This window comes from Anoxybacillus sp. FSL W8-0382, assembly GCF_038003845.1.
GTDB classification, from domain to species: Bacteria; Bacillota; Bacilli; order Bacillales; family Anoxybacillaceae; genus Anoxybacillus; species Anoxybacillus flavithermus_G.
The window spans coordinates 1,837,092-1,851,260 of the sequence record NZ_JBBOPX010000001.1 but is presented as its reverse complement, the minus strand read 5'-3'; the positions used below and the strand labels follow the sequence as shown (position 1 = coordinate 1,851,260).

The window sequence follows — 14,169 nt, the reverse complement described above, 5'->3', positions numbered from 1 at the left end:
CCTCTTTGTGCCTTCGTACGGACAAAGAGGGTTTTTTATATAAATTGAGAAAGGGAGAGAGAAGATGAACAAACCGGTATTAGACGTGAAAGATGTTCCTTCTTTCGGACAGCTTGTTACACTTAGTTTACAACATTTGTTTGCGATGTTTGGTGCAACGATTTTAGTGCCATATTTAGTCGGATTAAGTCCAGCGATGGCGCTCATTTCCAGCGGACTCGGTACAATCGCCTTTTTGATTGTAACAAAATGGCAAGTCCCTGCGTACCTTGGCTCATCGTTTGCGTTTATTACGCCAATTATTGCGGCAAAGGCAGCTGGTGGTCCGGGTGCGGCGATGATCGGTAGCTTTTTAGCGGGACTCGTATACGGGATCGTCGCTTTAGCAATTAAAAAAGCAGGTTATCGTTGGATCATGAATTTACTTCCGCCGATCGTTGTCGGTCCAGTCATTATCGTCATCGGCTTAGGATTAGCAAACGTTGCCGTCAGCATGGCGATGAACGGTCCAGACGGAAAATATAGTTTAACGCACTTTTCCGTTGCGATCGTGACGCTCGCGGCAACGATTGTATTCTCGATTTTATCGCGAGGAATGTTTAGCCTTGTACCTGTCCTTATGGGCATTATCGTCGGCTACGTGTACGCATTAGCTGTTGGTGTCGTCGATTTATCAGGGGTAGCAAAAGCAAAATGGCTTGAGATGCCTGATTTCTTGTTGCCGTTCGTTCATTACGATGTCCGCGTGACACTCGATATTGTGCTATTGATGGTGCCTGTCGCCATTGTGACATTATCTGAACATATCGGGCATCAGCTCGTATTAAGCAAAGTCGTTGGGCGCGATTACATTAAAGAACCAGGTTTACATCGCTCGATTTTCGGTGATGGATTAGCGACGATGATTTCAGCCCTCATCGGCGGTCCGCCGAAGACGACATACGGAGAAAATATCGGGGTATTAGCAATTACGCGCGTATATAGCGTATATGTGTTAGCTGGTGCGGCTGTGCTCGCGATCGCATTCGGATTTTTAGGAAAAGTGACGGCGCTTATTAGCTCGATTCCGACGCCGGTCATGGGTGGCGTATCGATCTTACTGTTCGGAATTATCGCTTCTTCAGGTTTGCGCATGCTCGTCGACAGCAAAATTGATTTTGGTGACAAACGAAACTTAGTCATCTCATCAGTTATTCTTGTCATCGGCATCGGGGATGCGGTTGTGAAAGTATCAGAACAATTTGAAGTGCACGGTATGGCGCTTGCAGCAATCACAGGTATCGTATTAAACCTCATTTTGCCTGGTCGTCCGAAAGTGTCGGATAGCGTATTTGAACAAAAACATGATGTCGCATAACACACCTTTTAAAAGAAGTCCAGCGAGGCTTACAAAGGTGTACTAGAGGAAACCCGTTCATCGAAACGGTCTATTTCCTCGAGCTTTCAAACACCTTGCCTCGCTCGGCAAGGTGTTTTTTTACTAAAAAGGAGGAGTTTATATGCATTTACTAACGTTAGCAGAGCTCTCGGTTGATGAAGTGCTCGCCATTTTGCATGAAGCGGAACGATTTGCGAACGGTGAAACGTGGAAAGTCAATAAACAAACGTTTGTCGCCAACTTATTTTTTGAACCGAGCACGCGCACAAAATGTAGTTTTGAAATAGCGGAACGAAAACTTGGGCTTGAAGTCATTCCGTTTGATGCAGACATGTCGAGCGTCCAAAAAGGAGAAACGTTGTACGATACGATTCGGACGTTGCAAGCGATCGGAGTGGAAGCGGTCGTCATTCGCCACCCATCCGATCATTACTTTGAACCGTTGCGCCATACGATTGACATTCCGATCATTAATGCAGGCGACGGGTGCGGTCATCATCCGACGCAATCGTTATTAGATTTACTGACGATTCGTCAACAATTTGGCACATTTATCGGACTGAATGTTGCCATTGTCGGTGACATTCGTCATAGCCGAGTAGCACGTTCGAATGCTGAAATATTAACAAGGCTCGGCGCAAACGTCTTCTTTTGCAGCCCTCCTGAGTGGCAAGATATAACGAATCCGTACGGCACATACGTCGATCTTGACACGGCAGTGAAAGAAGCAGACGTCGTCATGCTTCTTCGCATTCAACATGAGCGGCATGAAGAAAAAATGGGATGGACGAAAGAGCAATATCATGAACAGTACGGTTTAACGATCGCGCGAGAAAAACAGATGAAGAAAACGAGTATTATTCTACATCCCGCTCCTGTCAATCGCGATGTAGAAATCGCAAGTGAACTCGTTGAATGTGAACGATCACGCATTTTTAAACAAATGGAAAACGGTGTATACGTGCGCATGGCTGTTTTAAAACGAGCATTACAAAAAGTAGGAACGAAACATGGCTATCATTTTCAAACGTGCGCGTTTGCTTAATGAGCAAGGCGAGTTCATATCGGCCGATATACAAATTGACGAAGGTCGCATCGTTCATATTGCCCCTGACCTCGATGCAAGCGATGACGATGAAGTGATTGATGTTAACGGCCAATTTGTCGCGCCAGGATTTGTCGACGTACACGTTCATTTGCGCGAACCCGGTGGGGAACATAAAGAAACGATCGCGACAGGTACGCTCGCTGCGGCGAAAGGTGGATTTACAACGATTGCAGCGATGCCAAACACAAAACCAGTACCTGATACGAAACAACAAATGGAGTGGCTCGTCAACCGCATTCGCGAAACGGCGCACGTGCGCGTGTTGCCGTATGCCGCCATTACCGTGCGCCAAGCAGGAAAACAGCTCGTTGATTTTGCCGCATTAAAAGAAGCAGGAGCGTTTGCATTTACAGATGATGGCGTGGGAGTGCAAAGCGCGCGCATCATGTATGAAGCGATGCAACAAGCGGCAGCTCTCGATATGCCAATTGTCGCACATTGTGAAGACGAAACGCTGACGTATAAAGGATGCGTGCATGACGGAGCGTTTGCGAAACGACACGGACTGACCGGTATTCCTTCCGTTTGTGAAGCGGTACATATTGCACGCGATGTGTTGTTAGCCGAAGCGACCGGGTGTCACTACCACGTTTGCCATATAAGCACGAAACAGTCGGTGCGCATCGTGCGCGAGGCGAAACAAGCAGGCATTCGGGTCACTGCTGAAGTGACTCCGCACCATTTACTGCTTTGTGATGAAGACATCCCAACGTTAGATGCGAACTTTAAAATGAATCCACCGTTGCGAACGAAAGAAGATCAACAAGCGTTAATTGAAGGATTGCTTGATGGAACGATTGATTTTATCGCAACCGACCATGCACCGCATACAGAAGAAGAAAAAAGCGAAGGGATGGTGCTTGCCCCGTTTGGCATCGTTGGATTAGAAACCGCCTTTCCGCTTTTATATACGCATTTTGTTGAAAAAGGAATATGTACGTTAAAACAGCTTGTTGACTGGCTTTCAAAAAAACCAGCCGAGACGTTTCGCATTGACGGCGGGGAACTAAAAGTTGGCGCCAAAGCAGATTTCGTCATTATCGATTTACATAACGAACAAGCCATTGATCCAAACACTTTTGTATCGAAAGGAAAAAATACACCGTTTGCAGGCTGGACGTGTAAAGGATGGCCAACGATGACGATTGTAGATGGAAAAATGGTTTGGCAGAAAGGAAGAGGAGAATGAAACGACAACTCATTTTAGAAGATGGTACACGTTTTGTTGGCGAAGCGTTTGGAAGCGAACGACAAACAGTCGGTGAAGTCGTTTTTAACACCGGAATGACAGGATATCAAGAAATTTTAACGGACCCGTCGTATTGCGGACAAATCGTAACGATGACGTATCCTTTAATCGGAAACTATGGCGTCAACCGCGACGATTTCGAATCAATCGAACCGCATGTGTTTGGATTTATTGTGAAAGAAGCGTGCCTATCTCCGTTCAATTGGCGAAGTGAGCTAACGATTGACGAATATTTGCGCATGAAAAATATCCCCGGCTTAGCAGGTGTCGATACGCGGAAACTGACGCGCATTATTCGTCAATACGGCACGTTAAAAGGGATGATTTGCGACATGGACGTGTCTGTGACGGAGGCAGTCGCTTATTTAAAAGAAACGGAGCTTGCGCGCGATCAAGTGAAACGCGTATCGACAAAAAGTCCGTACGCTAGTCCAGGGCGCGGCCATCGCATCGTTTTAATCGACTTTGGCATGAAGCACGGCATTTTGCGTGAATTAAATAAACGCCATTGCGATGTCATCGTGTTACCGTACAACGCAACGGCCGAAGAAGTATTGCAATGGCATCCCGACGGTGTCATGTTATCGAACGGACCAGGGGATCCGAAAGACGTACCCGAAGCGATTGACATGATTCAACACATACTTGGCCACGTTCCGCTTTTTGGCATTTGTCTCGGCCATCAACTGTTTGCGCTCGCTTGTGGGGCGAATACGGAAAAAATGAAGTTTGGTCATCGAGGTTCGAATCATCCTGTGAAACATATTGAAACAGGAAAAGTAGCGATCACCTCGCAAAATCACGGCTACACTGTCACGGAAAAGTCGCTCGTTCATACGCGATTAGAAGTGACGCATATCGCATTAAATGACGGAACGATTGAAGGGCTTCGCCACCGCGACGTTCCTGCGTTTACCGTGCAATATCATCCGGAAGCGTCGCCAGGTCCAGAAGACGCAAACGGTTTATTCGACGATTTTATTGCGATGATTGAACAGTTTAAAAAAGAAAGAGGTGCCGTTCATGCCTAAACGTCAAGATATTAAAACGATTCTCGTCATCGGTTCTGGACCGATCGTCATCGGGCAGGCAGCGGAGTTCGATTATGCGGGAACGCAAGCCTGCTTGGCGTTAAAAGAAGAAGGATATAAAGTCATTCTCGTCAACTCCAACCCGGCAACGATTATGACCGATACAGAAATTGCTGACAAAGTATACATGGAACCGTTAACGCTCGAATTTGTCTCGCGCGTCATTCGGAAAGAACGGCCCGATGCCATTTTGCCGACGCTTGGCGGGCAGACGGGATTAAACTTAGCTGTCGAATTAGCAAAAGCAGGAGTGCTTGAAGAGTGCGGCGTTGAAATTCTCGGCACGAAATTAGAAGCGATTGAAAAAGCAGAAGACCGCGAAAAATTTCGAGCGCTTATGAACGAACTTGGCGAACCGGTGCCGGAAAGCTCAATCGTGCATAGTTTGCAAGAGGCGTATGCGTTCGTTGAACAAATCGGGTATCCGGTCATCGTTCGCCCTGCATTTACGCTCGGTGGAACAGGCGGAGGCATTTGTACGAACGAAGAAGAGCTAATCGACATCGTCTCAAGCGGTTTAAAAATGAGCCCTGTTCATCAATGTTTATTAGAAAAAAGTATCGCAGGCTATAAAGAAATTGAATACGAAGTGATGCGCGATGCGAAAGATAACGCCATCGTCGTTTGCAATATGGAGAATATTGATCCTGTCGGCATTCATACGGGCGATTCGATTGTCGTTGCGCCAAGCCAAACGTTAAGCGATCGCGAATATCAACTGTTGCGAAACGCCTCGCTCCGCATTATTCGTGCGCTCGGCATTGAAGGGGGTTGCAACGTGCAGCTTGCCCTTGATCCGCACAGTTTTCAATATTACGTCATTGAAGTCAACCCGCGCGTCAGTCGCTCATCGGCGCTTGCATCGAAAGCAACGGGGTATCCGATTGCGAAGCTTGCCGCAAAAATTGCGGTCGGTTTAACGCTTGATGAAATGATGAATCCGGTGACGGGAAAAACGTACGCTTGCTTTGAGCCAACGCTCGATTACGTCGTCACAAAAATTCCGCGCTTTCCATTTGACAAATTCGAATCAGCGAACCGCCATCTCGGCACGCAAATGAAAGCGACAGGCGAAGTGATGGCGATCGGGCGCACGTTTGAGGAGTCGCTATTAAAAGCGGTCCGCTCGCTCGAAACGAACGTCTATCATTTAGAATTAAAAGAACAAGTCGATGATGCATTGCTACAAAAACGCATTCAAAAAGCGGGTGATGAACGGTTATTTTACATTGCGGAAGCGTTTCGCCGCGGCGTAACAGTCGAACAAGTGCATGCATGGAGCCAAATCGATCCGTTCTTTTTAACGAAAATTTCAGGCATCGTACAGTACGAATCCGTTTTACGCGAACATGTTGGTGATATCGACGTACTAAAAAAAGCGAAAGAAATGGGCTTTTCTGATGTAGCAATCGCGAAATATTGGCAGATGACCGAACGCGACGTGTACGAAATGCGGAAACGTGCTGGCATTACACCTGTATATAAAATGGTCGACACGTGCGCAGCGGAATTCGAATCAGAAACGCCGTATTATTACAGCACGTATGAAGAAGAAAACGAATCTATTGTTACAACGCGTGAAAGTGTTGTCGTCCTCGGTTCGGGTCCGATTCGGATCGGGCAAGGGATCGAATTTGACTATGCGACCGTTCATTCCGTATGGGCGATTAAAGAAGCGGGATACGAAGCGATTATTATTAACAACAATCCAGAGACGGTTTCAACCGACTTTAGTATTTCCGATAAGCTTTACTTTGAACCGTTAACGATTGAAGATGTGATGCACGTCATCGATTTAGAACAGCCAATTGGCGTTATCGTTCAATTTGGTGGACAAACAGCGATCAACTTAGCGGCGGAATTAGCGGCGCGTGGGGTGCGCATTCTCGGCACTTCGCTTGAAGATTTAGATCGCGCCGAAAACCGCGACAAATTTGAACGAACGCTTGCGCAACTCGGCATTCCGCAACCGAAAGGAAAAACAGCGTTTTCGGTTGAAGAAGCGGTACGCATTGCTGAAGACATCGGCTATCCTGTTCTCGTGCGCCCATCGTATGTGCTTGGTGGTCGTGCGATGGAAATCGTATATAAAGAAGAAGAGCTGTTACATTATATGGAGCATGCAGTGAAAGTCAATCCGCAACACCCGGTATTAATTGACCGTTATTTAATTGGAAAAGAAATTGAAGTCGATGCGATTTCCGATGGGGAAGATGTGTTTATCCCAGGCATTATGGAGCATATTGAGCGCGCCGGTGTTCATTCGGGCGATTCGATCGCCGTCTATCCGCCGCAGACGTTAACAAGAGACATCAAACAACAAATTGTTGACTATACGATTGCGTTGGCAAAAGGATTGCGCATCGTCGGATTGTTGAACATTCAGTTCGTACTATATGACGGCGATGTGTACGTGTTAGAAGTGAATCCACGTTCAAGCCGCACCGTTCCATTTTTAAGTAAAATTACGAACGTGCCGATGGCAAACATCGCAACAAAAGTCATTTTAGGCGCAAAGTTAAACGAGCTTGGTTACTACACTGGATTAAAAGAAGAAAGTGAAGGGGTATATGTGAAAGCGCCTGTGTTTTCATTCGCAAAGTTGCGTAACGTCGATATTTCGCTCGGTCCAGAAATGAAATCGACGGGTGAAGTGATCGGGAAAGACGACACGTTTGCGAAGGCGCTTTATAAAGGGCTTGTCGCTTCTGGCATCCACATTCGTCCGCACGGTGCCGTCTTATTGACGATTGCCGATAAAGATAAAGAAGAGGCGATTGATATCGCGCGCCGCTTTTACAACATTGGTTATCAGTTGCTAGCGACAAACGGCACAGCGCAAACGTTGCGGAAAGCGAACATTCCTGTGACTGTCGTCAATAAAATTCATACCGGCTCACCAAACATTCTTGACGTCATTCGCCAAGGCGAAGCGCAAGTCGTTATTAACACATTAACAAAAGGAAAAGAAACAGAAAGCGACGGCTTCCGCATCCGTCGCGAAGCGGTAGAAAACGGCATTCCTTGTTTAACGTCGCTCGATACAGCGAAAGCGATGCTTCTCGTCTTAGAAGCGATGACGTTTTCGACAACAGCGATGGCAGAAAAGAAGGTGGGCGTATGAAGGAAAATATGACGATTATCTCCAATCGCCAAATCGCAAAAGACATTTATGAATTGACGCTCGCTGGTTCACTCGTTCGGCGCATGCGTACGCCCGGACAATTTGTGCATGTTAAAGTGGGACATCGTGAACCGTTACTAAGACGGCCACTCAGTCTTTGCGACATTAATCCCGAAGCAGGAGAATGTACGATCATTTACCGTGCGGAAGGGGCAGGAACAATGCTCCTTTCGCAAAAACAGCCTGGGGAGTCGCTCGATGTGCTCGGTCCGCTCGGAAACGGCTTTCCGCTTTCCGCTCTTTCAAGCGGGCAACATGCCCTTCTTGTCGGTGGTGGCATTGGGGTGCCGCCGTTATATGAACTAGCAAAGCAACTAGTGAAAAACGGTGTATGTGTCACAGTCGTGCTCGGTTTTCAAACGAAAGAAGTCGTCTTTTACGAGCAACAATTTGCTTCGTTCGGTAAGACGTACGTTGCAACGGCAGATGGTTCGTACGGCATGAAAGGATTTGTTACCGACGTCATTCAACGTCACGCCCTTTCGTTTGATGTGCTATATGCGTGTGGACCGAAGCCGATGTTAAAAGCATTACAACAACAATTTCCGCATAAAGAACTATATTTGTCATTAGAAGAACGAATGGGTTGCGGCGTCGGCGCTTGTTTTGCATGCGTATGCCACGTGCCAAACAGCGAAACAGCATATAAAAAAGTATGTAGCGATGGGCCGGTGTTTCGAGCAGGGGAGGTCGTGTTATGAACCGATTAGCAGTTGAATTGCCAGGACTTTCATTAAAAAATCCGATTATGCCTGCATCGGGCTGTTTCGGATTCGGACGGGAATACGCGAAATTTTACGATTTAAGCGTTCTCGGAGCAATTATGATTAAAGCGACGACGCTTGACGCGCGCTTCGGCAATCCGACGCCACGTGTCGCCGAGACGGCAAGCGGCATGTTAAATGCGATCGGGTTGCAAAATCCCGGCGTTGATTATGTGCTTGCCGAAGAACTGCCGTGGTTAGCGCAATACGACGTGCCGATTATCGCAAACATTGCCGGTTCTACGATGGAAGAATATGTGGAAGTCGCCAAGCGCATATCAAAAGCGCCAAACGTTCATGCGCTCGAGTTAAATATTTCATGCCCCAATGTAAAACAAGGTGGCATTGCGTTCGGTACTGTGCCGGAAGTTGCCGCCGAACTGACGCGGGCGGTAAAAGAAGTGTCTGCCGTGCCTGTGTATGTGAAACTATCTCCAAACGTGACAAACATTGTCGCGATGGCGAAAGCGATTGAACAAGCAGGCGCGGACGGATTGACGATGATTAATACGTTATTAGGCATGCGTATTGACGTCAAAACAGGGAAGCCGATTTTAGCGAACGGAACAGGCGGATTATCCGGTCCAGCCATTAAACCGATTGCCATTCGAATGATTTATGAAGTAAGCCAAGCGGTATCGCTTCCGATTATCGGCATGGGCGGCATTCAAAGCGCCGAAGATGTCATCGAGTTTTTTTACGCTGGTGCGAGTGCGGTCGCGATCGGAACAGCGAATTTTATCGACCCGTACGTTTGTCCACATATTATCCGCGATTTGCCACCGCTTTTAGATGAACTTGGCATTCATCATATTTCGGAATGTACGGGGAGGGGCTGGAACAATGGACAAACCGTTTATTGTGGCACTTGATTTTTCATCAAAGGAAGAAGTGCGGTCGTTTTTGCAGTTATTTTCTGACACATCGCTTTTTTTAAAAGTCGGCATGGAGCTATATTTTCAAGAAGGTCCAGCGATCATCGACGAATTAAAGCAGCGCGGACATGATATTTTTTTAGATTTAAAGCTTCATGATATTCCACATACAGTAAAACGAGCAATGAAAGGATTGGCGAAATTAGGCATTGATTTAGTGAACGTTCATGCATCAGGGGGAAGCGCGATGATGCGCGCAGCGATCGAAGGATTAGAAGAAGGAACGCCGCCTGGAATGAAGCGTCCCCGTTGCATCGCGGTGACGCAGCTAACGAGCACAAGCGAACGAATGCTTCATGATGAATTGTTGATTGACCGGACGATGAATGAAACGGTGCTTCATTACGCTACGCTTGCGTATCGTAGCGGGCTTGACGGCGTCGTTTGTTCGGCGCAAGAAGTGCCGTTTCTTCGCGCATCACTTGGCGCATCGTTCATCACCGTTACCCCAGGCATTCGTTTTGCGGATGATCAAGCGGACGATCAAGTGCGCGTTGTAACACCATATGAGGCGAAACAGCTTGGAACAAATTATATCGTCATCGGACGAAGCATCACAAAAGCGCACAATCCATATGCGGCATATGAACGGCTAAAACGAGAATGGGATGGTGGACAATGATGAAAAAAGAAATCGCAAAACAACTTCTTTCGATCGGTGCAGTATCGTTAAGCCCAAACGAACCATTTACGTGGTCTTCCGGCATACAAGCTCCTATTTATTGCGACAATCGGCTGACGTTAGCGTACCCAGCGGTGAGAAAAATGATTGCCGATGAACTCACTTCGCTTATTCGCATGCATTTTCCGGATGTGGAAGTTATCGCTGGCACAGCGACGGCAGGCATTCCCCATGCGGCATGGGTGAGCGAACGACTCGATGTACCGATGTGTTATATTCGCAGTCAAGCGAAAGGACATGGAAAAGGGAAACAAATTGAAGGGAAAGTCGAACGAGGGCAACGCGTTGTTGTCGTAGAAGATTTAATTTCAACAGGCGGCAGCTCGCTAAATGCTGTACGGGCTTTGCGCGAAGCAGGATGCCACGTGCTTGGCGTCGTTGCCATTTTCACATACGGATTACAAAAAGGCAAACGAGCGTTTCAGCAGGAACAAGTCCCATACTACACCGCCACTGATTACGATACGCTCATCGAAACAGCAACAGAGCTTAGTATCATTACCGAAAAAGAGCGAGCAACGTTACACCAGTGGCGCGAGCAGTTAGAAGCATAAAAAAAGGGTGTCCGATGAGCGACACCCTTTTTGATTTTACACTTATTTCGTGGAAATCGTGTTTGTTTTTAAGTAGTGGATATCGTTTGCTTGTTGAATCGAACGGAGTGATAATGCTTGTAGAATCGTTTCTTGATGCGCCATTTTTTCAAATCCTTCTTCCATTTGTTGCGACAATTGTTCGATTTGCTGTTTTATGGCCGGAATTTCTTGCACATGCAACTCAACAACAGTCATTCGTTCCATCAACTGTCCAACCATTTCCCGAATAGCTGGCACAAGCGCCACATCGTCTTTCGTCGCCATACGTTGCTCGATGCTTGCGACATCGTCTTTCGTAGCCATTGTCTGTTCAATATGCCCCACTCGATGCTCAAGCGTATGCATACTGTTTTGCAAAGCGGCAACATCGTCTTTCGTCGCCATACGTTGCTCGATGCTTGCGATATCGTCTTTTGTAGCCATGCGCTGCTCGATGCTTGCGACATCGTCTTTTGTCGCCATACGCTGCTCGATGCTTGCGACGTCGTCTTTTGTCGCCATCGTCTGTTCGATATGACTCACGCGGTTTTCTAATACGCGAATGTCATCTTTCAACATAGCGACGTCTTCTTTCGTTGCCATATTCGCACGCAAATATGCCAGCTCATCAAAAATGCGTTGCAACAACTGTTCCACCCATCTCACCTCCTCTTTCCGTTTCTATTATACCATCATTCGACAGAAAGAAGGGAGACAAAACGAAAAAGTACGACAATTTTTTTGAATTTTTTTCTTCTTGTACATATATTGTCCATGTAAAATAGTAATATATTGTTATAAAAGATAAAAAAACGGGTGATTTATATAGTATTTCTATTTATGGACTGTAGATGAGCAAAATCACTAACATAAATTTACATCGAAACAAAAAAGGAGACATGAACCCGATTCCTTGATTAGAATAGATGTGCTACCAAACCATTCACAAGGAGGTTCATGTCTCATGAATAGATTAGCACATCATCAAGGAATTCACAAGTTTTTCACGATGTTGGGGTTGGCCCTTTATTTTTCAAAACCCGTTATGAAGCATCTCGTTCATATCGTGGATGCGATGATCACGAAGGGATTTTCGGGAACATTGACCGATCTTCATCATGGGAGCTTTCATCCGAACCACCGCACGACACTCAGCCATTTTTTCACGAAAAGCCCATGGGAGGAAGAGGCGCTGCTTCATAAACTCCAGCAGTGGATCCTTCGTCGTGTCGAACGCATCGCCAAACAGGAGAATCAACCCTTGTTTGTTTCGATCGATGATACGATTTGCCAAAAAACCAAGCCTTCGTCACGGGCAACACACGCGATTCAGGGATGTGATTGGCACTACTCTCACTCAGAGAAAAAATCGATTTGGGGCCATTCTCTTGTTTGGTTCATGGTTCATACTGCAACCCAGGCGTTTCCCTTTGCCTTCCGCCTCTACGACAAGACGGCGGGAAAAAGCAAAGGGGAACTCGCAATCGAGATGCTTTCTTCGTTGGATGTACGCCGTCCCGTTTATGTGCTGATGGATTCGTGGTATCCATCGAAAGCGCTCGTGGAAGCTTGTCTGAAAAAAGGATTCCACGTCATCGCGATGCTCAAGACGAACCGGATTCTCTATCCGAACGGCGTTGCCGTCCAAGCGAAGCAGTTGGCCCGCTCCATCGAACCGAATGACACTCACCTCGTCACGGTGGGAGAAGAGCATTATCGCGTCTATCGTTACGAAGGAGCGCTCAACGGTCTCGACCATGCGGTGGTGCTGCTCGCTTGGAAAGCCAATCAGCCGATGACATCGGAACATCTTCACTGCGTCTTGAGCACCGACCGGGAGCTAAGCGATGAAGACATCTTGCGCCACTATGCCCAACGCTGGTCGATCGAATGCTTTTTTCGACAAGCGAAAGACCAGCTGAAGCTCGATGGGTACCGTGTTCGTCAGGTTCGAGCGGTGAAACGCTACTGGATCTTGGTGCAGCTTGCTTACGTGTACAGCCTATTCGAGTCGAACAGCGATTTTTCTGATGGGCTCGATCTCTTGCGCAAGAGAAAAGGACATAGCCTCGTGGAGTTCATTTACTGTGCAGCGAAACAAAATATTCCCATTGATACCGTGAAAAAACAGCTCCATGTGGCATAAGGGTTACCCTGTTTGTTTCTTTTTACATGGTAATTATTGTTATGAAAATTGCTCATCTACAGTTATGGAGTGAAAAGTGTGAGTGAACAGTGTTCTAAACCTTGGAGAATTTTATCCATTTACGACCGTCTACGAGAAGGGGAGACTATTTTAAAAAAGCAAGAAGCTGATCGTTTTAGTGTAGATGAAAAAACGATTCAACGAGACATTGAAGAATTGCGGGCGTATATCGCAGACACGTTCTATGATTCGGTTACAATTGACTACGACCGTCAAAAAAGGGGATACGTATGGCGCCAGAAGGAATCAAAACAAAGGTGTTTGACAAATGAAGATATTCTTATTATTTCTAAAATATTACTTGAAAGTCGTGCATTAAAAAGGGAAGAAATGGATCGGCTATTAAAAAAGCTTATTTTTCAATCACATCCACAAAATCAGCGTTTTATCCAAGATGTCATCCGAAATGAACATTTTCACTACGTTTCGTTACAACATGACCAACCGCTCATTCAGACGATTTGGGATTTAAGTCGTGCGGTGCACACAAAACGAGCGATTGTCATTGATTACAAGAAAGAAGGAGAAGATTCGCCAATCACAAGGAAGTTAAAACCTGTCGGAATCGTTTTCTCAGAATATTACTTTTACTTAATCGCCTTTCTTATAGACTATGAATTTAATTTTCCAACAATTTATCGAGTAGATCGCATTGTTCGTTACACCGTTACGAATGAGCATTTCCAATCCGATTATAAAAATCGGTTTGAAGAAGGAGAATTTCGCAAACGAGTGCAATTTATGTATGCGGGGGAACTAATGAAAATTACGTTTCGGTTTTGGGGACCTTCCTTGCAAGCGATTTTAGATCGCCTTCCTACTGCTAAAGTCATTGAAACAGATGGACAAGTATCGGTCATTGAAGCAGAAGTTTACGGACGCGGCATTAAGATGTGGCTGTTAAGCCAGGCGCAATATTTGGAGGTAATCAAGCCGGAAGAATTTCGCGAGGAGATGAGGGAGACGATTGAGAAGATGTTGGAAAATTATAGGTGAG

At 46.3% G+C, this 14,169-nt stretch carries 12 protein-coding genes; 11 read left to right on the top strand and 1 reads right to left on the bottom strand.

The window, feature by feature from the left end:
- Positions 1 to 64: 64 nt before the first annotated feature.
- The 9 genes from NSS60_RS09685 (at position 65) to pyrE (ending at position 10,945) form a co-directional block, all read left to right on the top strand.
- Complete coding sequence (locus NSS60_RS09685; protein ID WP_004891177.1) at positions 65 to 1,357, top strand: solute carrier family 23 protein; 1,293 nt, start codon at positions 65 to 67, stop codon at positions 1,355 to 1,357.
- Positions 1,358 to 1,499: 142 nt separating this feature from the next.
- Complete coding sequence (locus NSS60_RS09680; RefSeq protein WP_340720810.1) at positions 1,500 to 2,423, top strand: aspartate carbamoyltransferase catalytic subunit; 924 nt, start codon at positions 1,500 to 1,502, stop codon at positions 2,421 to 2,423.
- Entirely contained in the window at positions 2,389 to 3,675 is a 1,287-nt protein-coding gene (locus tag NSS60_RS09675) for a dihydroorotase (protein ID WP_004891175.1), read from the top strand. Before NSS60_RS09680 ends, NSS60_RS09675 begins: the two co-directional genes overlap by 35 nt.
- Positions 3,672 to 4,766: a carbamoyl phosphate synthase small subunit gene (locus NSS60_RS09670; RefSeq protein WP_340720809.1), complete on the top strand. Its 1,095-nt coding sequence runs from the start codon at positions 3,672 to 3,674 to the stop codon at positions 4,764 to 4,766. Before NSS60_RS09675 ends, NSS60_RS09670 begins: the two co-directional genes overlap by 4 nt.
- Complete coding sequence (gene carB, locus NSS60_RS09665; RefSeq protein WP_004891173.1) at positions 4,759 to 7,950, top strand: carbamoyl-phosphate synthase large subunit; 3,192 nt, start codon at positions 4,759 to 4,761, stop codon at positions 7,948 to 7,950. The genes NSS60_RS09670 and carB overlap by 8 nt, the downstream gene beginning before the upstream one ends.
- Positions 7,947 to 8,711 carry a dihydroorotate dehydrogenase electron transfer subunit gene (locus NSS60_RS09660; protein ID WP_004891171.1) on the top strand — a complete coding sequence of 255 codons (765 nt, stop codon included), beginning with the start codon at positions 7,947 to 7,949 and terminating at the stop codon, positions 8,709 to 8,711. Before carB ends, NSS60_RS09660 begins: the two co-directional genes overlap by 4 nt.
- Positions 8,708 to 9,646, top strand: coding sequence for a dihydroorotate dehydrogenase (locus NSS60_RS09655; RefSeq protein WP_004891170.1), 939 nt, complete (start codon positions 8,708 to 8,710; stop codon positions 9,644 to 9,646). The genes NSS60_RS09660 and NSS60_RS09655 overlap by 4 nt, the downstream gene beginning before the upstream one ends.
- Positions 9,618 to 10,331, top strand: coding sequence for an orotidine-5'-phosphate decarboxylase (pyrF, locus tag NSS60_RS09650; protein WP_004891168.1), 714 nt, complete (start codon positions 9,618 to 9,620; stop codon positions 10,329 to 10,331). The genes NSS60_RS09655 and pyrF overlap by 29 nt, the downstream gene beginning before the upstream one ends.
- Positions 10,331 to 10,945 carry an orotate phosphoribosyltransferase gene (pyrE, locus tag NSS60_RS09645; RefSeq protein ID WP_004891167.1) on the top strand — a complete coding sequence of 205 codons (615 nt, stop codon included), beginning with the start codon at positions 10,331 to 10,333 and terminating at the stop codon, positions 10,943 to 10,945. The genes pyrF and pyrE overlap by 1 nt, the downstream gene beginning before the upstream one ends.
- Before the next feature lie 42 nt (positions 10,946 to 10,987).
- On the opposite strand, the gene NSS60_RS09640 is transcribed toward pyrE, so the two are convergent.
- On the bottom strand, positions 10,988 to 11,623 hold the full coding sequence (locus NSS60_RS09640; RefSeq protein WP_004891165.1) for a hypothetical protein: 636 nt from the start codon (positions 11,621 to 11,623) through the stop codon (positions 10,988 to 10,990).
- Between the two features lie 307 nt (positions 11,624 to 11,930).
- On the opposite strand from NSS60_RS09640, the gene NSS60_RS09635 reads away from it, so the two are divergent.
- Positions 11,931 to 13,112 carry an IS701-like element ISBsm1 family transposase gene (locus NSS60_RS09635; protein ID WP_088223322.1) on the top strand — a complete coding sequence of 394 codons (1,182 nt, stop codon included), beginning with the start codon at positions 11,931 to 11,933 and terminating at the stop codon, positions 13,110 to 13,112.
- A 78-nt stretch (positions 13,113 to 13,190) separates the two neighbouring features.
- Positions 13,191 to 14,168: a helix-turn-helix transcriptional regulator gene (locus tag NSS60_RS09630; protein WP_340720808.1), complete on the top strand. Its 978-nt coding sequence runs from the start codon at positions 13,191 to 13,193 to the stop codon at positions 14,166 to 14,168.
- Position 14,169 lies beyond the last annotated feature (1 nt).